Origin of the sequence: Nakamurella sp. A5-74 (assembly GCF_040438885.1) — a bacterium.
In the GTDB taxonomy this organism is placed as follows: Bacteria; Actinomycetota; Actinomycetes; order Mycobacteriales; family Nakamurellaceae; genus Nakamurella.
Map to the genome: position 1 here is coordinate 1,396,983 of NZ_CP159218.1, position 22,546 is coordinate 1,419,528.

General features: G+C 68.2%; 28 protein-coding genes. 20 read left to right on the plus strand and 8 right to left on the minus strand.

The features are described 5' to 3' along the window. Window positions 1-7: 7 nt before the first annotated feature. The 14 genes from ABLG96_RS06375 to map all read left to right on the plus strand — a co-directional run bounded on the left by ABLG96_RS06375 (window position 8) and on the right by map (window position 8,538). Complete coding sequence (locus ABLG96_RS06375) at window positions 8-943, plus strand: pseudouridine synthase (protein ID WP_353650540.1); 936 nt, start codon at window positions 8-10, stop codon at window positions 941-943. A 354-nt stretch (window positions 944-1,297) separates the two neighbouring features. Then, the gene (rplN, locus tag ABLG96_RS06380; protein WP_353650541.1) at window positions 1,298-1,666 is read left to right on the plus strand and encodes a 50S ribosomal protein L14; all 369 of its coding nucleotides are present in this window, start codon (window positions 1,298-1,300) and stop codon (window positions 1,664-1,666) included. Between the two features lie 8 nt (window positions 1,667-1,674). Further along, window positions 1,675-1,989, plus strand: coding sequence for a 50S ribosomal protein L24 (gene rplX, locus ABLG96_RS06385; RefSeq protein ID WP_353651404.1), 315 nt, complete (start codon window positions 1,675-1,677; stop codon window positions 1,987-1,989). Continuing rightward, complete coding sequence (gene rplE, locus ABLG96_RS06390; RefSeq protein ID WP_353650542.1) at window positions 1,989-2,558, plus strand: 50S ribosomal protein L5; 570 nt, start codon at window positions 1,989-1,991, stop codon at window positions 2,556-2,558. The genes rplX and rplE overlap by 1 nt, the downstream gene beginning before the upstream one ends. Window positions 2,559-2,562: 4 nt before the next feature. Next, window positions 2,563-2,748 carry a type Z 30S ribosomal protein S14 gene (locus ABLG96_RS06395; protein ID WP_353650543.1) on the plus strand — a complete coding sequence of 62 codons (186 nt, stop codon included), beginning with the start codon at window positions 2,563-2,565 and terminating at the stop codon, window positions 2,746-2,748. Between the two features lie 123 nt (window positions 2,749-2,871). Further along, window positions 2,872-3,270: a 30S ribosomal protein S8 gene (gene rpsH / locus ABLG96_RS06400; RefSeq protein WP_353650544.1), complete on the plus strand. Its 399-nt coding sequence runs from the start codon at window positions 2,872-2,874 to the stop codon at window positions 3,268-3,270. A 30-nt stretch (window positions 3,271-3,300) separates the two neighbouring features. Then, window positions 3,301-3,837 carry a 50S ribosomal protein L6 gene (gene rplF, locus ABLG96_RS06405; RefSeq protein WP_353650545.1) on the plus strand — a complete coding sequence of 179 codons (537 nt, stop codon included), beginning with the start codon at window positions 3,301-3,303 and terminating at the stop codon, window positions 3,835-3,837. A gap of 2 nt (window positions 3,838-3,839) precedes the next feature. Continuing rightward, entirely contained in the window at window positions 3,840-4,208 is a 369-nt protein-coding gene (gene rplR / locus ABLG96_RS06410; protein WP_353651405.1) for a 50S ribosomal protein L18, read from the plus strand. A 48-nt stretch (window positions 4,209-4,256) separates the two neighbouring features. Next, window positions 4,257-4,898, plus strand: a complete 642-nt coding sequence (gene rpsE / locus ABLG96_RS06415) for a 30S ribosomal protein S5 (protein WP_353650546.1) — start codon at window positions 4,257-4,259, stop codon at window positions 4,896-4,898. 1 nt (window position 4,899) lies between these two features. Next, entirely contained in the window at window positions 4,900-5,085 is a 186-nt protein-coding gene (gene rpmD, locus ABLG96_RS06420) for a 50S ribosomal protein L30 (RefSeq protein ID WP_353650547.1), read from the plus strand. 2 nt (window positions 5,086-5,087) lie between these two features. Next, entirely contained in the window at window positions 5,088-5,531 is a 444-nt protein-coding gene (rplO, locus tag ABLG96_RS06425) for a 50S ribosomal protein L15 (protein WP_353650548.1), read from the plus strand. 262 nt (window positions 5,532-5,793) lie between these two features. After that, window positions 5,794-7,131, plus strand: a complete 1,338-nt coding sequence (gene secY, locus ABLG96_RS06430) for a preprotein translocase subunit SecY (RefSeq protein WP_353650549.1) — start codon at window positions 5,794-5,796, stop codon at window positions 7,129-7,131. Further along, on the plus strand, window positions 7,128-7,682 hold the full coding sequence (locus ABLG96_RS06435; RefSeq protein WP_353650550.1) for an adenylate kinase: 555 nt from the start codon (window positions 7,128-7,130) through the stop codon (window positions 7,680-7,682). Before secY ends, ABLG96_RS06435 begins: the two co-directional genes overlap by 4 nt. A gap of 13 nt (window positions 7,683-7,695) precedes the next feature. After that, window positions 7,696-8,538, plus strand: a complete 843-nt coding sequence (gene map / locus ABLG96_RS06440) for a type I methionyl aminopeptidase (protein ID WP_353651406.1) — start codon at window positions 7,696-7,698, stop codon at window positions 8,536-8,538. A 103-nt stretch (window positions 8,539-8,641) separates the two neighbouring features. Here the strand turns inward: map and ABLG96_RS06445 are convergent, their stop codons facing one another. From ABLG96_RS06445 to ABLG96_RS06455, 3 genes are all read right to left on the minus strand, one after another. Then, window positions 8,642-9,541 carry a DUF559 domain-containing protein gene (locus ABLG96_RS06445; RefSeq protein ID WP_353650551.1) on the minus strand — a complete coding sequence of 300 codons (900 nt, stop codon included), beginning with the start codon at window positions 9,539-9,541 and terminating at the stop codon, window positions 8,642-8,644. Window positions 9,542-9,671: 130 nt separating this feature from the next. Beyond that, entirely contained in the window at window positions 9,672-11,171 is a 1,500-nt protein-coding gene (locus tag ABLG96_RS06450; protein WP_353650552.1) for a serine hydrolase domain-containing protein, read from the minus strand. A gap of 73 nt (window positions 11,172-11,244) precedes the next feature. Further along, the gene (locus ABLG96_RS06455; protein WP_353650553.1) at window positions 11,245-11,469 is read right to left on the minus strand and encodes a hypothetical protein; all 225 of its coding nucleotides are present in this window, start codon (window positions 11,467-11,469) and stop codon (window positions 11,245-11,247) included. On the opposite strand from ABLG96_RS06455, the gene ABLG96_RS06460 reads away from it, so the two are divergent. From ABLG96_RS06460 to ABLG96_RS06475, 4 genes are all read left to right on the plus strand, one after another. After that, the gene (locus tag ABLG96_RS06460; RefSeq protein ID WP_353651635.1) at window positions 11,453-11,641 is read left to right on the plus strand and encodes a hypothetical protein; all 189 of its coding nucleotides are present in this window, start codon (window positions 11,453-11,455) and stop codon (window positions 11,639-11,641) included. The genes ABLG96_RS06455 and ABLG96_RS06460 overlap by 17 nt on opposite strands. A gap of 198 nt (window positions 11,642-11,839) precedes the next feature. Then, on the plus strand, window positions 11,840-13,093 hold the full coding sequence (locus tag ABLG96_RS06465) for a globin domain-containing protein (protein ID WP_353650554.1): 1,254 nt from the start codon (window positions 11,840-11,842) through the stop codon (window positions 13,091-13,093). 32 nt (window positions 13,094-13,125) lie between these two features. After that, window positions 13,126-13,596 carry a hemerythrin domain-containing protein gene (locus tag ABLG96_RS06470; protein WP_353650555.1) on the plus strand — a complete coding sequence of 157 codons (471 nt, stop codon included), beginning with the start codon at window positions 13,126-13,128 and terminating at the stop codon, window positions 13,594-13,596. Window positions 13,597-13,740: 144 nt separating this feature from the next. Beyond that, window positions 13,741-14,598, plus strand: coding sequence for an aminoglycoside phosphotransferase family protein (locus tag ABLG96_RS06475; protein WP_353651407.1), 858 nt, complete (start codon window positions 13,741-13,743; stop codon window positions 14,596-14,598). On the opposite strand, the gene ABLG96_RS06480 is transcribed toward ABLG96_RS06475, so the two are convergent. From ABLG96_RS06480 to ABLG96_RS06495, 4 genes are all read right to left on the minus strand, one after another. Then, window positions 14,591-15,415 carry a class I SAM-dependent methyltransferase gene (locus ABLG96_RS06480; protein WP_353650556.1) on the minus strand — a complete coding sequence of 275 codons (825 nt, stop codon included), beginning with the start codon at window positions 15,413-15,415 and terminating at the stop codon, window positions 14,591-14,593. The genes ABLG96_RS06475 and ABLG96_RS06480 overlap by 8 nt on opposite strands. Beyond that, entirely contained in the window at window positions 15,412-16,593 is a 1,182-nt protein-coding gene (locus ABLG96_RS06485) for an acetate kinase (RefSeq protein WP_353650557.1), read from the minus strand. The genes ABLG96_RS06480 and ABLG96_RS06485 overlap by 4 nt, the downstream gene beginning before the upstream one ends. Continuing rightward, window positions 16,590-18,680: a phosphate acetyltransferase gene (gene pta, locus ABLG96_RS06490; protein WP_353650558.1), complete on the minus strand. Its 2,091-nt coding sequence runs from the start codon at window positions 18,678-18,680 to the stop codon at window positions 16,590-16,592. Before pta ends, ABLG96_RS06485 begins: the two co-directional genes overlap by 4 nt. Before the next feature lie 69 nt (window positions 18,681-18,749). After that, the gene (locus ABLG96_RS06495; RefSeq protein ID WP_353650559.1) at window positions 18,750-19,544 is read right to left on the minus strand and encodes a serine hydrolase; all 795 of its coding nucleotides are present in this window, start codon (window positions 19,542-19,544) and stop codon (window positions 18,750-18,752) included. Window positions 19,545-19,730: 186 nt separating this feature from the next. Here ABLG96_RS06495 and ABLG96_RS06500 point away from each other — a divergent pair, with 186 nt between their 5' ends. Next, the gene (locus ABLG96_RS06500; protein WP_353650560.1) at window positions 19,731-20,264 is read left to right on the plus strand and encodes a hypothetical protein; all 534 of its coding nucleotides are present in this window, start codon (window positions 19,731-19,733) and stop codon (window positions 20,262-20,264) included. Window positions 20,265-20,293: 29 nt separating this feature from the next. Beyond that, on the plus strand, window positions 20,294-21,877 hold the full coding sequence (locus ABLG96_RS06505; protein ID WP_353650561.1) for an SPFH domain-containing protein: 1,584 nt from the start codon (window positions 20,294-20,296) through the stop codon (window positions 21,875-21,877). Between the two features lie 4 nt (window positions 21,878-21,881). On the opposite strand, the gene ABLG96_RS06510 is transcribed toward ABLG96_RS06505, so the two are convergent. Further along, entirely contained in the window at window positions 21,882-22,487 is a 606-nt protein-coding gene (locus ABLG96_RS06510) for a GNAT family N-acetyltransferase (protein ID WP_353650562.1), read from the minus strand. Window positions 22,488-22,546 lie beyond the last annotated feature (59 nt).

A 22,546-nucleotide genomic window follows, 5' to 3' on the forward strand; every position in this document is an offset into this window, starting at 1 on the left:
TCTGGCGGTGCCCTCACGATCCCCGCTGCCACCCCGGTTCGGGTTGGACGCTGCTCGGATCCGCACGCCGCAGCAGGGTCACTGGGCCACCGTGCGGGAATGGCTGCACTGGAAGCTGACCCGGGTACCGGACGAGGACGTCGATGCGGCGCTGGCCGCGGGGGAGTACGTCGACGACGACGGTCGGCCGCTCACGCAGGACACCGCATTCGTGCCAGAGCAGCGCATCTGGTTCCACCGGGAGCTGCCGGTCGAGGTGGACGTCCCGTTCGACATTCCGGTGCTGTACCGGGACGAGCGGATCGTGGTGGTGGACAAGCCGCACTTCCTGGCCACCATCCCGCGCGGTCAGCACATCCGCCAGACCGTCGTCGTGCGGCTCCGTCGTGAGCTCGACCTTCCCGAGCTGTCGCCGGTGCACCGCCTGGACCGCGCCACCGCGGGGGTGCTGCTGCTGACCACCGAGCAGCAGTGGCGTGGGCCATATCAGAACATCTTCCGCGATCGGTTGGCGCGCAAGAACTATCACGCGATCGCCGGCTTCCGGGACGACCTGGAGCTGCCGCGCGAGGTGCGCAGCCACATCGCCAAGGACCGCGGCACGATCCAGGCGTACGAGGTGCAGGGCGCCGAGCCCAATGCCGTCACCCGGATCGAGCTGCTGGACCGCCAGGGTGCGCAGGCGCTCTACCGGCTCGAACCCACCACCGGCCGCACCCACCAGTTGCGGGTGCACCTCGCGTCGCTGGGCATCCCGATCGTCGGGGACGCGCTGTATCCCGAACTGCTCGAGGTGGCTCCCGACGACTTCTCCGCGCCGCTGCAACTGCTCGCCCAGCGACTCGCCTTCCGCGACCCGATCACCGGAGCGGACCGGGAGTTCCTCAGCGAGCGGGAGCTGGTGGGTGCTCCCCGATTTGGGCGGCCGGGGGATGACGGGTAGTCTTCGGACCAGGTAGCTGTGTGCGCAGGTCTGTGCGAGAGCACGACGGCAGGCAGCAGCTGCTGATTGGCTCGGTGGGGTCGGAAATCCTGCCGAGGCTCCGTTCTTCCTTCTCGTCCCTGATGTGAACTCCCGCGCTCGCGCGGGACCGGTTCATCCTGGCCCAGGCCAACAGGCAAGAGTGAAAAGGCGGGTCCGATCGCCCAGCGATCGAGCTTCCCGTACTTCCTCTTGTCTTTTCGCGTGTGTTCGGCGGTGTGTACCAGTGTCCATCCCAGGGACAGGGATACGGCTACGGAACCACACACCGTCGGCGCCCTCGGGCGCCGCAGGATCGAATGAGGAACGACTGCTGTGATTCAGCAAGAGTCGCGTCTCCGGGTTGCCGACAACAGCGGCGCCAAGGAGCTCCTGTGCATCCGCGTACTGGGCGGCTCCGGCCGCCGCTACGCGGGCATCGGCGACAAGATCATCGCCACCGTCAAGGACGCGCAGCCCGGTGCCGCCGTCAAGAAGGGCGACGTCGTCACCGCCGTCATCGTCCGCACCGTCAAGGAGAAGCGTCGTCCGGACGGCAGCTACATCAAGTTCGACGAGAACGCCGCCGTGCTCATCAAGGGTGACGGCGATCCCCGCGGGACCCGCATCTTCGGGCCGGTCGGCCGCGAGCTGCGCGACGCCCGCTACATGAAGATCATCTCTCTCGCGAACGAGGTGTTGTGACGATGAGCATGAAGGTACGCAAGGGCGACACCGTCCTCATCATCGCCGGCAAGGACAAGGGTGCGAAGGGCAAGGTCATCCAGGCCTACCCCGAGACCGGCAAGGTCCTCGTCGAGGGTGTCAACCGGATCAAGAAGCACACCAAGGTCTCCACGACCGAGCGTGGTGCCAAGTCCGGCGGCATCGTCACCCAGGAAGCCGCGATCCAGGCCTCCAACGTGATGGTGGTCGACGGCGACAACAAGCCGACGCGCATCGGTAAGCGCACCGACTCCGAAGGACGCCGCGTCCGCGTGTCGCGTCGTTCCGGCAAGGACATCTGATGACCAGTGCAACCGAGGACCGGGTCGTCCCCCGGCTCAAGACCCGCTACCTGGACGAGATCAAGCCTGCGCTGCAGAGCGAGTTCTCCTTCTCCAACGTCATGCTGATCCCCGGCCTGGTCAAGGTCGTCGTCAACATGGGTGTCGGCGAGGCAGCCCGCGACGCGAAGCTGATCGAGGGCGCCGTGCGCGACCTCGCGACGATCACCGGCCAGAAGCCCGAGGTCAAGAAGGCCCGCAAGTCGATCGCCCAGTTCAAGCTGCGCGAGGGCATGCCGATCGGCGCCAAGGTCACCCTGCGCAACGACCGGATGTGGGAGTTCCTCGATCGGCTGGTGTCGATCGCGCTGCCCCGTATCCGCGACTTCCGCGGCCTGTCCGACCGTCAGTTCGACGGCAACGGCAACTACACCTTCGGTCTCAACGAGCAGTCGATGTTCCACGAGATCGACATCGACCGGATCGATCGTCCGCGCGGTATGGACATCACCGTCGTGACCACGGCCAACAACGACGACGAGGGTCGGGCGCTCCTGCGGCACCTGGGCTTCCCCTTCAAGGAGAACTGATCCCATGGCGAAGACTGCTCTGATCAACAAGGCCAAGCGCAAGCCGAAGTTCGCGGTGCGCGGCTACACCCGCTGCAACCGCTGCGGCCGGCCGCACTCGGTGTACCGCAAGTTCGGCCTGTGCCGGATCTGCCTGCGCGAGATGGCGCACAACGGCGAACTGCCGGGCGTCACCAAGTCCTCCTGGTAACTCGCTTCTTCCACTATTCGGCCAGGCCCGCACAGTGACCTGCGAAGGACGGCAAGAGCTTGCTCTTTCCGATGCCCTCGCGGAGCGATGTCAGGGAACCGGCCGAGAAAGGCACCACACGACATGACGATGACCGATCCGATCGCGGACTTCCTGACCCGCATCCGGAACGCGAACTCCGCCTTCCACGAGCAGGTGGCGATGCCGTTCTCCAAGCTCAAGGGGAACATCGCCGACATCCTCGTCAAGGAGGGCTACATCGCCTCCTGGACCACCGTCGACGCCACCGTGGGCAAGTCCCTGGTGATCGACCTCAAGTACGGCCCCAGCCGCGAGCGCTCCATCGCGGGCGTCACGCGCGTCAGCAAGCCCGGTCTGCGTATCTACGCGAAGTCGACCGAGCTGCCCAAGGTCCTCGGTGGCCTGGGTATCGCCATCATCTCCACCTCCACCGGCCTGCTGACCGACCGTCAGGCTGCCCGACAGAAGGTGGGCGGGGAAGTCCTCGCCTACGTCTGGTAACGGGTAAGACGAAGAAAGGCATCGAAGAAAATGTCGCGAATCGGAAAACAGCCGATCTCGGTACCCACCGGGGTCGACGTGACCATCCACGGCTCGCGCGTCACGGTCAAGGGGCCCAAGGGCACCCTCGAGCACACCGTTGTCGAGCCGATCCAGGTGGCGAACGAGGACGGCGTGGTCCTGGTGACCCGTCCCAACGACGAGCGTGAAGCGCGGGCCCGCCACGGCCTGACCCGCAGCCTCGTCAACAACATGGTCGTCGGCGTCACCGAGGGGTACTCCAAGACCCTCGAGATCGTCGGCGTCGGCTACCGCGTGCAGGCCAGGGGCAGCGACCTCGAGTTCGCCCTCGGTTACTCGCACCCGGTGCCGGTCCCCGCTCCGGCCGGGATCTCTTTCGTCGTCGAGTCCCCGATCAAGTTCCGCGTCGAGGGCATCGACAAGCAGCTGGTCGGAGAGGTCGCCGCAAACATCCGCAAGCTGCGTCGCCCTGATCCGTACAAGGGCAAGGGCGTCCGGTACTCGGGCGAGCAGATCCGCCGCAAGGTCGGAAAGACGGGTAAGTGACCATGACGAAGAACATCTCCCAGCAGCGGGCCCAGTCCCGTACGCGACGGCATTTCCGACTGCGCAAGAAGGTCGTCGGCAGCGCCGCACGGCCGCGCCTGGTCGTCACCCGCTCTGCGCGCCACATCGGCGTGCAGGTGGTGGACGATACGCTCGGCCGTACCCTGGCTGCGGCGTCGACCCTCGAGGCCGACCTGCGCGGCCACGACGGCGACAAGACGGCCAAGGCCCGCAAGGTCGGCGAGCTGATCGCCGAGCGCGCCAAGGCTGCCGGTGTCGACGCGGTCGTGTTCGACCGCTCCGGCGACAAGTACCACGGCCGCATCGCGGCTCTGGCTGATGGCGCCCGTGGCGCCGGGCTGGAGTTCTGAGATGACCGTGCACAGCATTTCTGCCACTGACATCGAGAGGGACATCTGATGCCCGGACCCGCACGTCGCGACGCTCGCGGCGGCACCACCGACGCCGCTGCCGCCGGCGGTTCGTCGGATCGTCGCGACAACCGTCGCGGTGGCCGCGACAACCGTCGTGATGCCCCGCCGGAGAAGAGCCCCTTCATCGAGCGGATCGTCGTGACGAACCGCGTCTCCAAGGTCGTCCAGGGTGGACGCCGCTTCTCCTTCACCGCTCTGGTGGTCGTCGGCGACGGCGACGGACAGGTCGGCGTCGGCTACGGCAAGGCCAAGGAGATCCCCGCCGCCATCTCCAAGGGTGTCGAGGAAGCCAAGAAATCCATGTTCCGGGTTCCCCGGATCGCCGGCACGATTCCGCACCGTGTCCAGGGAGAGGCTGCAGCCGGCGTCGTCCTGCTGCGTCCGGCCAGCCCCGGTACCGGTGTGATCGCCGGTGGTCCCGTCCGCGCCGTCCTGGAAGCCGCCGGCATCCACGACATCCTGAGCAAGTCGCTCGGTTCGGACAACCCGATCAACATCGTGCACGCCACCGTCGCTGCGCTGAAGATGCTGCAGCGGCCGGAAGAGGTCGCGGCCCGCCGTGGTCTCCCGATCGAGGACGTCGCGCCGGCAGCCATGCTGCGGGCTCGCGCCGGCCAAGGAGTCTGACATGCCCCAGATCAAGGTGACGCTGACCAAGTCGACGATCGGCGCCAAGCCCAATGCCCGTGAATCCGTCCGCTCGTTGGGCCTCAAGCGACTGCACCACAGTGTGGTCGTCGAGGACTCGCCGATCGTCCGGGGTTACCTCAAGACCGCACCGCACCTGGTGACGGTCGAAGAAGTGAAGGACTGACCATGACGATCAAGGTGCATCACCTGCGCCCTGCTCCCGGAGCCAAGACCGCCAAGACCCGGGTCGGCCGTGGTGAGGGTTCCAAGGGCAAGACCGCCGGCCGCGGTACCAAGGGCACCGGTGCTCGCAAGAACGTGCGTGCCGGGTTCGAGGGTGGCCAGCTGCCGCTGCACATGCGGCTGCCGAAGCTCAAGGGCTTCAAGAACCGTTTCCGGGTCAGCTACCAGGTCGTGAACCTGGGCCAGCTCGCGAAGCTCTTCCCGCAGGGCGGCACGTTCGGTGTCGACGAGCTCGTGGCAGCCGGTGCCGTTCGCGACAACCAGCTGGTCAAGGTGCTCGGCGACGGCGACCTCGCCGGCGTCACGCTGAACATCACCGCGCACGCCTTCTCCGCCTCCGCGGCGGAGAAGCTGTCCGCTGCCGGCGGAACTGCCACCACCCTGTAAGTACTGCCGGAAGTACTCGGCAGCGGCTGTTTTCGCAGGTCCAGATGTTCTTCCGGACCCGCATCCACACGCTCCGCCAGGCCGGCGACCTCGGTTGCACGGTCCCGGCGGAGCGTGTGCGTTAGGCTCACTCGACAGTGGTACGCCCAGGGGGCGCCATCCGCCGTCCACGTCAGGCAATCCTTGCCGACTCGCCATCATCGCCCGGCCGCACGGCCGGGAGGATGGTGCCCGCAGTGCGGCAGCTCGACCAGGAGGAACGTTGCTCAAGGCATTCGTCTCGGCGCTGAAGACGCCCGATCTTCGGAAGAAGATCCTCTTCACGCTGGGCCTGGTCGCGATCTATCGTCTGGGCGCCACCATCCCGGCGCCCGGTGTCGACTTCACGGCGGTGGACTACTGCCGCGGGATCCTGGACAACAAGACCAACGACGTCTTCACGCTGCTCAACCTGTTCTCCGGTGGGGCGCTGCTGCAGCTCTCGGTCTTCGCGCTCGGCATCATGCCGTACATCACCGCGTCGATCATCGTCCAGCTGCTGGGCGTGGTGATCCCGCGGTTCGAGGAGCTCAAGAAGCAGGGCCAGCCCGGCCAGGCCAAGCTGACGCAGTACACCCGGTACCTGACCATCGGTCTGGGCATCCTGCAGTCGACCGCCTACATCGCCCTGGCCCGCAACGGCAGCCTGTTCAACGGCTGCGACCGTGCGGACGAGATCATCAACGGCGGCTCGTTCACCCTCATCGTGATGGTGCTGACGATGACGGCCGGCACCGCGATGATCATGTGGATGGGCGAGCTGATCACCGATCGCGGCATCGGCAACGGCATGTCGATCCTCATCTTCACCTCGATCGCCGCGCGCATCCCGGCCGAGGGCCAGAACATCCTGGCCAACCAGGGCGGTCTCGTCTTCGGCGTGGTCTGTGTGATCGCGCTGGGCATCATTGCGGTGGTCGTCTACGTCGAGCAGGCGCAGCGGCGCATCCCGGTGCAGTACGCGAAGCGGATGGTCGGTCGGAAGATGTACGGCGGCACCTCGACGTACCTGCCACTGAAGGTCAACCAGGCCGGCGTCATCCCCGTCATCTTCGCGACCTCGCTGCTCTACATCCCCACCCTGCTGATCAACCTGATGGGCGTCACCTACGACCCGCAGACCAACCAGGCCACCGGTGGCGGCTGGAAGCAGTGGGTGAGTTTCTACGTCATCAGCCCGAGCAGCTGGGTGCACATCCTGCTGTACTTCGCGATGATCATCTTCTTCACCTACTTCTATGTCGGGATCACGTTCAACCCCACCGAGCGGGCCGACGACCTGAAGAAGTACGGCGGCTTCATCCCCGGCATCCGTCCTGGACGCCCCACGGCGGAGTACCTGCAGTTCGTGCTCAGCCGGATCACCTTCCCCGGCTCGATCTACCTCGGCATCGTGGCGATCCTGCCCAACCTGTTCCTCGAGCTGACCGACCAGGGCAACAACCAGAACTTCCCGTTCGGCGGTACAGCAGTGCTCATCATGGTCGGTGTCGGGCTCGACACCGTGAAGCAGATCGAGTCGCAGCTGATGCAGCGGAACTACGAGGGCTTCCTGAAGTGAGGCTGCTGATCATCGGGCCCCAGGGTGCGGGCAAAGGCACCCAGGCGGAGCGGCTCGCTGCGGAACTCGGCATCCCGCACATCTCGACCGGCGACCTGTTCCGCGACAACATCGGACGCGGCACCGACCTCGGCACGCTGGCGCAGCAGTACATGAACGCCGGCAACCTGGTACCGGATGAGGTCACCCAGTCGATGCTGGCCGATCGACTGGCCCAGCCCGACACCGAACCCGGCTTCCTGCTCGACGGCTTCCCGCGCAACCTGCCGCAGGCGACCTGGTTGGCCGGGTTGCTGCAGGAGCGCGGCACCGCGCTGGAGAAGGTCATCCTGCTGACGGCACCCGACGAGGTGCTGATCGAGCGGATGACCGCGCGTGGTCGCCAGGACGACACCGTCGAGGCGATCCAGCGTCGGCTCGATCTGTACCACGCGGAGACCGAACCACTGGTGGAGCACTACGGCGAGATCGTGGTGCCCATCGACGGGGTCGGCGGAGTCGACGAGGTGACCGACCGGATCGTGTCCGGGCTGGGCCTCGCGACCCGCTGACGGGCACGTGAGCATGTCGATCGAGTACAAGACCCGCGGTGAGCTGCAGGCGATGCGTCAGGCGGGGTTGATCCTGGCCCGTGCGCTGGAGTCAACGGCCACCGCCGTGCGGCCGGGCATCACCACCGCGGAGCTCGACGCCGTCGCCGCCCAGGTGATCTCCGATGCCGGCGCGACCTCCAACTTCCTCGGCTACCACGGCTTCCCCGCGACGCTGTGCATCTCGGTGAACGACGAGGTGGTGCACGGCATCCCCGGCGGCCGCGTGCTGGAGCCGGGGGACCTGGTCAGCATCGACGGTGGCTGCGTCAAGGACCGTTGGCACGCCGATGCGGCGATCAGCCTGCACGTCGGCGAACCACCGCGTGATGAGGACCAGGCGCTCGCCGAGGTCGACCTCATCAACGCTGCCTGGCGCTCGCTGTGGGCCGGGGTCGCGGCTGCGGCCGGCGCCACCCGGCTCGGTGACATCTCCGCGGCCATCGAAGGCTCCATCGCCGAGTCGTCCCGCGCCGACGGCCGGCGCTACGGCAACGTCGACGGCTACGGCGGGCACGGCATCGGCACCGAGATGCACATGGACCCGTTCCTGGCCAACGTCGGCAAGAAGGGCAAGGGGATCAAGCTGGCCGCCGGCATGGCCCTCTGCATCGAGCCGATGCTCACGCTGGGCAAGTCGTCCACCCGGATCCTGGCCGACGACTGGACCGTCGTCACCAAGGACGGCACCCGCGCCGCCCACGTCGAGCACTCGATCGCCATCTGCGAGGACGGGATCTCGGTACTCACCGCACCCGACCGCGGTCGCGCTGAGCTCGCGCCCTTCGGCATCACCCCGGTGGACCTGGACTCCTGAGTTCTGACGCCAGTCCCGCCACCCCGCCCATCCGTTCGGCGTTATTACGCCGAACCGGCGCTTCCAGCACGTGTTTCTGCCGATCCGATGACGCCGGCCGGGTTCACCGTGCGTACAGGGCCCGGCGGACCCGGGTCAGCGTCTCGCGGGGCTGTTGGTAGAGCCCGGTCGACCGGACGCGCACCACGGTCCATCCTGCGGCTGTTGCCTCGTCGAAGCGCCTGATGTCCCGCTCGTACTGCTGCTTCGAGGTGCGGTGCTGGTCGCCGTCGTACTCGAGCAGGACCCGCCGCGCCCGCCAGCCGAGATCGAACCAGCCGATCCATCGGCCGTCCTCGCGGTGCACCTCGATGCCCGTCTCGGGTTCGGGCAGGCCGTCACCGATCACCAGCAACCGCAGATGCGTCTCCGGTGCCGATTCGACGCCGGGTCGGACCAGACGCGCTGCCCGCTGCGCGAGCCTCACGCTCGGCCCACGTAGCTGCTGCAGGCCGGAGACCAGGTCTTCGATCGAGGCGAACGGCCGGTGTTCGGCCTCCCGCACGAACCTGGGTGTCTGGACCAGGAAGTCACCGACGGCCACCAGGTCGGGCAGCGTCAACTGACGGGCGCACTCCGCGAACGTCGCCACCGGACCCGAGATCGGCAGGTCGTCGTACCGAGCTTCGTCGGGCCGCAGGTGGTTGTGTCCGATGACGCCTGGCCGTCGCACCCGGACGCGGCCCTGGGTGGAGATGTGTACCTCGCCGGCCAGAGTGCTCGGGACCGGTCCACCGCGGATGACGACTGCGGTGACGTGGCTGAACCGTTGGCCCGGGCGTAGCAGCGGGACGTAGCCGCGCCAGTGCTCGACCTCGAGACCCGTCGCGATCCGCACCCCGGCGAAGGGGCGTTGGAACGAGGGACCTGCCAGGCGCTGGCGCCCGAGTCCGAGCGCGCCGCCGGCGGCGATGGGGAACGGTGCCGAGCGCAGTTCGGGTGGCACCTGGTTCGGGGATGTCATCGGTGCAGAATGCGTCACCCGAGCGGGGTGGCCAGGAACCTGTCCACAACCGCCATCCGGTCGGCAGGAATGCGTGCTGGGATCGTCGGTTCGGCGTAAAAGCGCCGAACGGATGCGGGGGCCGCCGCGATCAGGGTGCGGGTGCAGGCGGCGTGTTGACCCGCTCCGATCGTGCCATCTGCTGCCGGCGACGGGCGCGGAACGCCGCCTCCGGCCAGCAGGACATGCCGCCCAGCCGCACCACCTCGATCGCGCCGTCCGTGCGCTGGTAGATCACCGGCTCGCCCGCCGATCCGTACCCGGGGCGGCTGGCGATCTCCAGCCGGTCCGGTCCGCGGACCGTCAGCTCGGTGGCCTCGACGGTCGGATCGTCCTGCTCCGGGTGCAGCAGGAGCAGGCGTGCACCCATCCGTGCGATCGTGGTCCGGCCGAAGCCGGCCACGACGGTGGTGGCGAACGTGTCGAGGTCGATGTCCGGTTCGGCCTCGTCATCCGCGCCTCGGGCTCGCGTCTTCACCGCCAGGTCGATGAGCTTGACGATGCCGACGGCCAGCTGGTGGGCCGGTCCGCGGCTGGCGTTCGTCAGCACCGACACGACGAGCGACGATTTCGGATCGACGAACGTCCGGGTGACGAAACCTGGGAACCCACCGCTGTGGCCGACGAAGGAGTGCTTGCCGATCGTGTGCAGTTCGAGGCCGAGCGCGTACCGACCGATCTCCTCGTCATCGGCCGAGACGATCGACTCCGTGCGCTGCATGAGTCGCTTGGTGCTGTCGGCGAGCAGGCGCTCGTCGCCGGTCACGTGCGCGCTCGCATAGGCGGACAGATCCTCCGCGCACGCCACGAACCCGGTGGCCGCGGCCATCGAACCGGTCGACGGGTTGCGCAGCGAGAACAGTTCGTCGTCCCCGTCCAGTAGCAGCGAGTGCCCGGCTGCCAGGTCGGGATGACTGCCGTCGGCGCCGGTGGCCAGGTCGGCGGTGAGGCGCGGCAGGCCCAGCGGGCCGGTGATCGCCTCGGCGACGAAATCGCGGAAGCTGCGACCGCTCACGGACTCGATGATCTGACCGACCACCGAGTAGCCGTAGTTGGAGTACTTGAAGTGCTCGTTGGCGCCGAAACTCACGCCGTCACGGTGCAGATCCTCCAGAAGCGTTGCGGCGTCGGGGAAGTCGCGCATCAACTGCCAGTAGTCGCAGTCGTCGCCGTCCCGGATGACCCCGCCCTGGTGTCCGATCAGCTCGCGGACTGTCCGGTCGGCGAGGGGGGTGTCGGCCAGCGCCGGCACGTGGGTGGCGACGGTGTCGTCCAGCCGCAACAGACCGCGATCGCGCAGGATCATCACCGCGGTGGCGGCGAAGGTCTTGGAGTGCGAGGCGATGCGGAACAGATGGTCCGCACGGAGCGGGATGCCCTCGTCCGCGTCCGCCAGACCCAGTGCCCCGGAGGCGATCAGCTCACCGTCGACCCGCACCGCGTACTGCACGCCAGGGGTGCGGAGCATCCGACGGCGGAGCTCCACCCATTCGGCGATGAGCCCGCTGATCTCCCTGGTGGCAGCGGCGATCTCGGTGCGATCCGTGTCCGCAGTCGTTGCGGCAGAGGACTTCTGGGCGGTGTCGGTCATCGGTGTTCCTTCTTCTTCGGTGCTGTACGGGGTGCGGTACGGGATGCTGTGCGGGCGGGTCGTGGACGGCCGGTCATCGGTTGCGGGGATCGAGGGTGTCCCGCAGCAGGTCCCCGAGCGCGATCACGCTGATCACCGTGACGCTCAGGAACAGACCGGGGAACAGCAGCATGTGCGGGTGCTCCTGGAACTGACTCTGCGCGGAGGCCAACTGCAGCCCCCAACTCACCGACGGTGCCTGCAGGCCCACCCCCAGGAAGGTCTGGGTCGACTCCGCGACGATGAGGCCGCCGACCATGATGGCGGCCACCACCAGGGCGGCGCAAGTCCGGTGGCGGGCGGTCAGGCCACCGCAGCTGGTCGCCCTCGTCCGGGTGGGAGCGACGTTCCACCACGGCCAACTCGTCGAACGACCCGACGACACCGCCGAGACGCAGGTCGCCCAAAAGATCTTCGTCCACAAGTTTTGACTATTGCTCGGGGGATCGGCTGCAGTGATTGACCTTTCGCCCGCCTGGCCGTCCGGATGGGATGCGGGCCACGGCACGGGAAGGACCTTCGGCCCTGGCTACTGTGCGGCGGCCGCCAGACGATGACGCGTCGGCGTGTTTCCGACCGGGTTGTGCAGAGCAGCAGCGCCCGTGGTGATCGAGTAAGTCGGAGGTTTCATGTCGTCATCGGTGGTACAGGACCGATCTTCGTTGTTGTCGGACAGTTCCGCGGAAGTGATCAGGGCGACGGCCGAGGTGGTCGCCGAGCACGCCGACCAGATCACTGCCCTGTTCTATCCACGGATGCTCGCCGCAAACCCGGATCTGCTGAGGTTGTTCAACAAGGGCAACCAGGCCACCGGTGAGCAGTCGCGGGCGTTGGCGGCGTCGGTGGTCGCGTACGCCGTGCAGCTCATCAACCCAGACGCCCCGTCGTTCTCCCACGTGATGCAGCGGATCGCCTACAAGCACATTTCGCTGGGGATCAGGCCGGAGCAGTACACCATCGTCGGGCATCACTTGTTGGCCGCGGTCGGCGAAGTTCTCGGTGAGGCGGTGACTCCGCAGATCGCCGAGGCCTGGAACGAGGTGTATTGGCTGTTCGCAACCCAGTTGATCGCCGAAGAGGCCAGGCTGTACCAGCAGGCCGGCATCGACGCAGCACACCCGCTCCGGCCCTACCGGGTGGTCCGGCGTATCGACGAGACGCAGGACGTGATCTCGTTGATTCTGGAACCCGCGGACGGCGGCGAGCTCCCGGCGATCAGTCCGGGACAGTACGTGTCGTTGTTCGTCGACCTACCCGACGGTGGACGTCAGCCACGGCAGTACACCGTGTCCTCCACCGCGCTCGGGCCGCGACTGCAGATCACTGTCCGGCGGGTGAAAGGTGCCAACGGCGCGCCGGACGGGCAGGTCTCCAGCCACCTGCACGACGGGGTCAAGCCCGGTGACCTGCTCGATGTCAGCGCTCCTGCCGGCGACTTCGTGGTGCAGCCGTCGGAGGGACCGTTGCTGCTGGCCAGCGCGGGCGCGGGCATCACCACGGTCCTGCCGATCGTCGAGCACATCGCCCGCACGCAGCCGAAGCGGAAAGTCATCGTCGCTCACGCGGACCGCACAGCGCAGGACCACGCCCTTCGGGAAACCGTTCTTCATGTCGCGCGGGAACTGGACGACTTCACGGCCCACACCTGGTACGAGACCGTTGACCCCGACAACGACCGGTCCCGGCAAGGCTTCATGGACCTGTCCGAAATTCCTCTGCCAGACGACATCCAGGTGTTCACCTGCGGGCCGCTGCCCTTCATGCGGCACGTCAGGTCCACCCTGCTCGCCCGCGGCGTGCCGGCGGACAGGATCCGCTACGAGGTGTTCGGACCCGACCTGTGGGCCGCGCAGATCCCCGCTGAAGACAAACCGCAACGCTGATGTGCAGCTACTGCGGTTGCCGGAACATCCCGTTGATCGGCAAACTCACGATGCAGCACGAGAACATCACCAACCACACGACGGCGCTGCGAGCCGCCGGCCGCAAAGACGACCGCGCCGCGGCGGCGGCCGCGGCAGCGGTCCTCGGGGAGTTGCTGCACCCGCACACCCGTCTCGAGGAGCGGGGCCTGTTCGCCGAGATGCGGACCGACGAGATGTTCACCGAGCACATCGACTCGCTGTGCGCCGAGCATGAGGTGATCGACGCCGAGTTGGCAGCGATCTGCGGCGGTGATCTGTCGCGGGTGGACCCGCTGCTCAACCTGCTGGCCAACCACATCGACCGCGAGGAGAACGGGCTGTTCCCGGCCGCACTGGTGTACCTGGACGACGTGCACTGGGACCGCCTGCACGAGCCGGAAACGCCCGATGCCGGCGCCGTGGCGGCGGCACATGGCCACAGCCACCCACACGGTGTCGGGCACCAACACGCCCAGCTGTGACCGAAGGGACAAGCGCCTCACGTCGCGCTTTCACGCGTAGGTGAGCGAGGGTGGTTTTCTCATGGAGAAGCGTGAGTCCGACTCCGGGAGTGCGGCGGCACCCGGCTCGCCGCCGTGATCGAGGTGCCTCGGACGTTCCGGGAGATGCCGCGGTGGTGGCATGACGACACCGGACGCACGTGGCTCGACCGTCTTCCGGGGGTTGTCGCCGAGCGCTGCGCACGGTGGGATCTCGAGGTGGACGGACCGGTGCTGCACGGGTCGAATGCTCTCGTGGTGCCGGTTCGTCGGGGCGAGCAAGCAGCGGTCCTACGGATGGCGCCCCCGGGCGATGACGTCGCTGCGGAGGCTGCCGCCCTGGGGCACTGGCGCGCCGGGCCCGTGGTGGGACTGTTCGAGGTCGACATCGGGGCGGGCGCGAGCCTGCTGGAGCGGCTCGATGCCGACCAGTCCCTGGCGTCCGAGCCGATCCTCGTCGCGATCGGGACGCTCGGCGCACTGACGAGGGAGCTCGCGATCCCGGCACCCGCGTGGGCCCGGACCACGGCTGACATCGCTGCGGAGGAGGGACAGTCGTTCGTGGGCCGCTGGCAGCGACTGGGCGGGCCGACCCCGCGGAACCACCTGGACGCTGCGCTCGCGGCCGGCGCCGTGCTGGCTGTGCGCGACATCGCCGCGCACTCGTCGGTCAACGGCGATCTGCATTTCGAGCAGGTGCTGGCCGGCGGACGGCATCCGTGGACGGTGGTGGATCCGGTGCTGCTGCGGGGCGACCCGGAGTACGACCTCGGGCGGGTGCTGTGGAGCCGGTTGGACGAGCTGACCCGCGATGGCGATGTGCAGCAGGCCTTCTCGATGTTCGTCGCCGCTGCGGACGTTCCCGCGGGCCGGGCGCAGGCCTGGGTGCTCGTGCGCTCGATGTCCTACCTGCTGTGGGGGCTGGAGCGGGGTCTGACGCTGGACCCGCCGAAGTGCCGGCGGCTGCTCGAACTCTTCAGCTGAAGCCGGCTCCGGCGTGTCGCAGCAATGCGGTGAACTCACCGTTCTCGACGGGGCTGATCTCGGCGGCGAGTCCTGCTGACCTGCTCAGGGCGTCGAAGCCCTCGGGCGTGTGCCAGTGGATGATCCACTCCCGATCGACCCGGGTGGTGCGGACCCCGTCATCGAGTTCGTACGTGGTGGAGGTGCTGCGGGTCCGCGCCGCAGTGTCGTAGCACTCCGAGTCGACGATGTACCGAGCCGTCGCGCCATCCGATGTCGTTGCCGTCCGAGTCTGCCCGAATTGCTCGGACGGAGTGGCGGCGGGAATCCACAAGGGCACCAACACTTCTCCGCCCGGTTCGAGGTGCGCGGCGATCCGCCCCAGGGCGCGGCCTGCCAGTTCGTCGTCGGGTACCAGGTTGAAGGTCGGACCAGCCAGGTAGATGGAGCGGTACCGCCGCTGCAGCGCGAGCGATTCCATCGGCTGGCAGTGGGTGATGACGGTGAACCCCCTGGCCGCAGCGTGGACCGCGCAGCGATCGAGCATGTCCTGCGAGGAGTCGACGCCCTCGATGTCGATGCCCTGGGCTGCGAGCTCCAGGAACGGCCCCTCGTCACCGCAGCCGAGCTCAAGCGCCGGCTCCCCGACCCGGCGGACGAAGTCGAGATAGCGCTCGGCGCCGAAGCTGGTGCTGCGCAGCGCGTCGTAGACCTCGGCGACAATGCCGGTGTAGAAATCGGCGGCCGCGGTCGGCGCGTTGTCCATCAGCGCTGTGCCGGTCGGCGCTGTGTCGGTCGGCTCGGCGTCCGTCGGCTCGGGGTCAAGGGGTCCGTTCACAGCTGCACACACTCCATGGCGATCTGACGCTCCTCGTCGGTCGGCACCACCAGCACCGTGAGCCGGGATGTCGGGCTGCTGACGATCCTCTCACCACGGCCGGCGTCACGGGTCGGATCAAGCACAGCGCCGAAGAGTGCGAGCTTCTCGACGACCGCCGTGCGCAGCGCCGCGCTGTTCTCGCCGATCCCGCCGGTGAAGACCACCGCATCGAGCCTGCCCAGCGTCGCTGCGTAGGCACCCACATACTTCACCAGCCGGTGCACCACCACGTCGAAGGCGAGCTGCGCCACCGGATCACCGGCGTCGACGCGGTCCTGCAACTCGCGGAAGTCGTTGTCCCCCACCAGCCCTCGAAGGCCGGACTGCTGATTGAGGGCGGTGTCGATCTGCTCGGCGGACAGGCCGGCGACCCGGGCGAGATGGCCGGCGATTGCCGGATCGATGTCGCCGGATCGACTACCCATCACCAGTCCCTCCAGCGGCGTGAGACCCATCGACGTCTCGACGCTGCGTCCGGAGTCGACGGCGCAGGCGCTCGCGCCGTTGCCCAGGTGCAGCACCACCATCCGGGCATCCGCCCGGCCGAGCAGCGCAGCCGCCCGTCCCGAGGCCCAGCGGTGGGAGGTGCCGTGGAAACCGTAGCGCCGCACCGCATACTCCTCCCGCCACTGCTGCGGCACGGCGTAGGTGTGGGCGGCAGGCGGGATCGTACCGTGGAACGCGGTGTCGAAGACGGCGACCTGGGGCAGATCAGGGAACAATGCTGCGGCGGCATCGATCCCGGCCAGGTTCGCCGGCTGGTGCAGGGGTGCGAGCGGAACCAACTGCTCGATCTCCGTGCGGACGCCGGCGTCGACGAGGGTGGCCGCCGAGAAGCGGGTGCCGCCGTGCACCACCCGGTGGCCGACCGCGATCGGCGGCTGCTTCGCCAGATCAGGGCCGTGCGCCGCGAAGCCGTCCACCATCGCGGCGAACGCGGCGGTCGCGTCCGGAATCCGCGATTCGCTACGGGTGGTGCCGCCGGGTCCGGTGTGTCGTAGCTCCGAGACTGGCCCGCCGATCCGCTCGATCAGTCCCGACCCGCGGACGATTCCCGAGACCGGTTGCACCAGTTGGTATTTGAGCGACGATGAGCCGGCATTGATCACCAGCACCGCTGCGAAATCATCTGTCATCGTGAAGTCTCCGCGATCTTCCCGGCCGCACCCTGGACCGCGGTGATGGCCACCGTGTTGACGATGTCCCGCACCGTTGCACCTCGCGACAGGTCGTTGATCGGTCGACGCAGCCCCTGCAGCACCGGCCCGATCGCGACCGCGCCGGCACTGCGCTGGACGGCTTTGTAGGTGTTGTTGCCGGTGTTCAGGTCTGGGAAGATCAGCACGGTGGCCCGGCCGGCGACCGGATTGTCGGCCCCGACCTTCGATGCTCCGATCTCGGGGTCGACAGCGGCGTCGTACTGGATCGGTCCCTCGACCAGCAGGCCGGGGCGGCGGGCGCGCACGAGATCCGTTGCTACGCGGACCTTGTCGACCTCCGCGCCGCTACCGGACGAGCCCGTCGCGTACGACAGCATCGCCACCCGGGGCTCGATCCCGAAGGTGGCGGCCGTTTCTGCGGACGACAGCGCGATGTCGGCCAGTTGGTCGCTGTCCGGTTCCGGGTTGACGGCGCAGTCGCCGTACACCAGCACCCGATCGGCGAGGCACATGAAGAACACGCTGGACACCACCGAGACACCGGGGACCGTCTTGACCACCTCCAGCGCCGGCCGGATGGTGTTGGCGGTGGTGTGCCTGGCCCCGGAGACCATCCCGTCGGCCTGCCCGAGCAGCACCATCATCGTGCCGAAGTAGGAGACGTCGGTGACGGTGCCCCTGGCCTGCAGCACCGTCACCCCCTTGTGCGCGCGCAGCTCCGCGTAGCGGGTCGCGAACTGTTCGACCCGTTCCGGATCGGTCGGCGAGACGAGGTGCGCTGCAGCAAGATCCAGGCCCAGGGCTGCGGCCCGGGCGGTGATCGCCGGGGGCTCGCCGAGGATCGTCAGTTCAGCGATCCGGCGTGCCAACACTTCGTGGGCTGCCCGCAGGACCCGGTCGTCATCACCCTCCGGCAACACGATGTGTGCCGGGTGCTCCCTGGCCCGCTCCACGAGTTGCTGTTCGAACATCAACGGTGTGACCGCGCCGGTGGTGCGGTCGCCGAGCATCGTCCGCAGGATGTCCACGTCGACGTGTTCGGCGAAGACCGCCCGGGCTGCGGCAATCTTGCCGGTCGCCTCCGCGGTCAACCGACCGCGAACCTCCGCGAGCGCCGAGGCCGTCGCCATCGACCCACCGCTGCAGCTGATCAAGGGCAGCGGGACGTGCAGGCCGTCGATCAGCCTGCGGACCTGGGGACTGATCGGCAGGTCGCCGTTGAGGAACACCGCAGAGGGGGAGGGGAACGTCCGCGAGGCCGAGGCCACCAGCAGGCCGAGCAACACGTCGTCCCGGTCGGCCGGACAGACGACCCCGATGGATTCGGTCAGCCGGTCGAGCACGTGCGGCATCGTCATCGCGGCGACCATCACGCCGATCGACTCGGCATCGAGCGACACCTCGTCGCCGGTGATGACGGTGCCCTCGACCGCGGCCACCAGCTCGCGAACGGTCGGTGCCTGCAGCAGGGGGATCTCGGGGATGGCCGAACACGGCAGCGACGTCGCTGCGGTCAGTAGATCGCGCACGACACCCGGATCGTCGGTCACCCGGTTGGCGACCACCGACAGCACCCGGACATGTTGTCCGCGGGCCTCGCCGATCGACACCTCCGCCGCGGTGGCCAGATCGGCGGCCGATCGGCCGGACCCGCTGAGCACCAACACGATCGGGGCATCCAGGTTCGCGGCGATGACGGCGTTGAAGCCGAACTCGGTGGGCGTCGGGACGCCGGAGAAGTCGGAACCGACGATCACCATCGCGTCGTGCCCCTCGCAGGCCGCCCGAAAACCGTCGACGATGCGCTGCAGGGCCTGCTGCGGATCGCGGTGCACGTCGGAGTAGTGGACGCCCTCGGCGGTTCCGGCATTGCCGCCACCCGGTAGTTGCGCCAACAGCAGCTGCAGCACGTGATCGACCCCATCGCGGACCACCGGGCGGTAGACACCCACCCGACCGGCGGTCACGGCGAGCGCGTCGAGGAGCCCGAGCGCGACCGTCGACTTGCCCGATTCACCCTCCACCGAGGCGATCATCACCCGGGTGATCCGTGTCGTGTTCACCTGTCCAGCCTGCCTCACGTGGTCCTGGGACCGGCAGCCCGCAGCGACTCGGGACCGGTCGTCATCCGTTCAGCTCTGCTGCCGGGTCTCCACCAAGGACCTGATCCGCTCGCCGATCGCGAACATCTCGCCGAGCACGACGTCGCGCTCGGTCTGCTGCTCCGTCTCGGTGAAGGACGCCAGCACGGCGTAGGCCACCGAGCGTGCGGGGCCGGTCAGTACCCCGACGTCGCACCGGACGCCGGTGTCGGTGCCGGTCTTGTGGGCGAGGGTGAGGCCGCGGTCGGGATCCACGTGAGCCAGTGGGTCGAGACCGAAGGCGCCGGCCGTCATCGAGGTGTCGGCGTCGTGGGTGAGCCAGCTGAGCACCTGCCGGGAGATGGCGCGTGAGCGCACCTCCCCACGGTGCAGCCGGGCGAAGAGATCGGCCAGTTCGGCAGCTGTACCGGAGGACAGCCGCGGTGGATCGGACGGCTTGCGACTGCTGCGCACCCGGTCGTGCAGGGCGGTGTGGGTCAGCTCCAGTGTGCGGGCCCGCTCGAGCACCGACGGCAGACCGACGGTGCGCAGCAATACGTTCGTGGCGAAGTTGTCACTCACCGCGCCGACCAGCGTGGCCAGGTCACCGGGCGGGAGGGTGCGGGTGTGCAGGAACTGCAGCAGCCCCGAATCGGCGACCTCGTCGTCCGGCACCGGCGCAAGCACCTGGCTGTCGCGCAGACGACCGTCCTTGAGCCGGATCGCGACCTCGATCAACAGCAACACCTTGCCGACGGACGCGGTCGAGTGGACGCGTTCGCCGCCGTCGAACTCGAGTACGGCACCGGAATCGGCGTCGAGGACACACACACTGATCTGGGCCACGGCGATCAGCCTAATGAGCAGCGGACTCCTGGCCTCGATCGCCCACGCCGAGGGGGCAACCGGGATAGGTTGGAGGCACGGAGCGATCGCGTCCCACCGGGCGAGACGCACCGTGACGATCAGCCGGAGCGGATCGCCTGACGCACCGGGACGCGGCGAGAGCTGAACGGCAGATGCGGAGGGGTGATGGACCCGATCACCCTCACCTTCCTGGTCGTCGGCGCGATCGGCATCGCCCTGCTCGCCCTGGCCCTCGTCGTGGGTGACGTCCTGCATCTGGCACTGCACGCGGACGCGGACGGACCGTTCTCGCTGCCGGCGATCGCCGCCTTCTTCGGCAGCGCCGGATTTTTCGGGGCGATCCCGGCATCGCTGATGGCGGGCCATGTCTCCAGCGGAGTCATCGTTGCCGTTTCGACCGCGGTCGGAGTCGTGTGCGCGCTCCCGGTGGCCTTCGGTGCCGTGCGTCTGACCGCCGGACTGATGCGGATGCGTACCGATCCGACCCTCACCGAGCGCGACCTCGAGGGAACCCTCGGCGTGGTGATCTCGTCCATCCCGGCAACGGGGTTCGGCGAGGTCAGGCTCCGCATCCACGGTCAGGATCTCAAGTACTCCGCCCGGGCTGCCCAGGCCCTCGTCGCCGGAACCCCGGTGTTCGTCACCACTGCCCTGTCACCCACGTCGGTCGAGGTCGTCTCCACGGCGCCCGAGGTCTGACACCGATAGCTCACCGAAAGCGGAAACCGATGTCGCCCATCCTGTACTCCATCATCGGGGCGGTCGTCCTGATCGTCCTGGTGGTCCTGCTCATCCTGTCCCGGATCAAGGTCGCAGGCCCGAACCAGGCGTTCCTGGTGACCGGCCGACGCGGTCGGTCGGTGACCGCGCAGGACGGCAGCATCTCCACCGACTCCTCGGGCCAGAAGGTGGTGCTGGGAGCGAGTGTGTTCGTGCTGCCCATCGTGCAGAAGCTGCACACGATCGACCTGTCGAGCCGGCGGATCCCGGTCGGCATCCGCGGCGCCATCTCCAAACAGGGCGTCAAGTGCGACCTGGAGGGGGTGGCGATCGTGAAGGTCGGTGGCAGTGAGTCGTCCATTCGCGCTGCGGCCCAACGTTTCCTGAACCAGCAGCAGGGCATCGACGTCTTCACCTCGGAAGTCCTCAGCGGTGCGCTCCGCTCGATCGTCGGCCGGCTGACGATCGAGGAGATCATCAGGGACAGAACAGCTTTCGCCTCTGCGGTGGCGGAGGAGGCCGAGAGCGCGTTGACCGGCCAGGGTCTCGTGCTGGACACCTTCCAGTTGCAGGACATCCAGGCGGAGGGCAGCTACCTGCAGGACCTCGGTCGGCCGGAGGCCGCCAGGGTGATCCGGGACGCGGCGATCGCCGAGGCCAAGGCCCGGCAGAGCGCGGAGCAGGAGCGGCTGCTCGCCGAGGAGGCGATCGCCATCTCGCAGCGGCAGTTCGAGTTGCGGCAGGCGGAGATCAGCGCCCAGATCGATGCGGCGAAGGCGGAAGCGGCCGCCGCCGGACCGCTGTCGCAGGCTTCGCAGGACCAGCTCATCCTCGAGCAGCAGGAGAAGGTCGCCCAGCGCACAGCAACCCTGAAGGAACGTCAGTTGGACACCGAGGTGCGCAAGCCCGCCGACGCCGAGCGCTACCGCATCGAGCAGCAGGCAGAGGCCAGCAAGAACGCGGCGATCTTCAAGGCCGAGGCCGACCGGCAGGCGACGGTCGCGAACGCCGGCGCCCAGGCCGAGCAGGCCAGGCTCTCCGGTGAGGGCGAGCGCTCCCGTCGTCAGGCGCTGGCCGAGGCCGAGGCGATCGAGGGTGCCAAGCGCGGTGAGGCCGAGAAGCTCCGACGATCCGCCATCGCCGACGCCGTCGAACGCGAGGGTCACGCCGAAGCGAGCGCCATCCTGGCGAAGGGTCAGGCAGAGGCCGAGGCGATGGAGAAGCGCTCGCAGGCGTTCGCCGGCTACGGCGAGGCAGCAATCCTCGACCTGCTGGTCCGGGTGCTCCCCGACGTCGTAGCATCCGCTTCGGCCCCGTTGGCCGCGGTGGAGAGGATGACGGTCATCTCGGCCGACGGTCCTGCCGCACTCGGCAAGTCGGTGGCTTCCAACGTCGCCCAGGGTCTGCAGTTGTCGAAGGACCTGACCGGCCTGGACATCACGGCGTTGCTGGGTCGACTCGGCGGCGGCGACAAGAGGGACGGTGACATGAAGGACGGTGACGTGAAGGACGGCTCGAAGCAGCCCGGTGCCCAGAAGCAGGAGCGGGCCGGGATCGCCATCGCCGACGCGGGCACCTCGGAGAAGGTCTGACCCGCTAGCCGGCCGGCTCGATCGTCCTGCTCATGACGCAGTTGCCCTTTCCCTTGGGGCGCAGGTAGTCGAAGCCGAGGCGCTCGTACATGGAGCGGGTCGCGTTGTAGAGGAACGAGGACGACGTCTTCTTGCCGTCAGGGACGTCGTGCGGGTACGACTCGACCAGTCCGCCGCCCTGCGCGGCGATCAGGGCCATGGCACCCCGAACCGCCGCCGCAGCGACACCGCGGCGGCGGTGATCCCTGTCCACGAACAGACAGGTGATCCGGAAATCCGGTTGCTGCTGCGTGGTCTTCTCCCACTCCTTGCGGTGGTGGATGTTCCGGAGCTCCTCGACCGGGCCGAACTCGGCCCAGGCGATCGCTGTGCCCGGCTCGGCGTCGTCGAACACCAGCGCTGCGTGTGCCCGGCCGGCGAGCACGAGAGCGTGCTTGAACTCCCGATTGCCGAGCACCCTGCGTTCCGGGGGATCGGGGTACTGGTGGAACCAGGTGCACCAGCAGCCACCCCAGACCCCGTTGTGCCGCTCGGCGAGCGCCGCGAACGCGTCCCAGGTGTCCGGGCCCAGCGGTTCGATCCGGTAGTCGTCCACCCGCAGTGTCGTCATCGGCGAACCGTACGGCCGATCACGGACGAATGTCGTCCGGGTCCGGGTCCGGTGTGCCC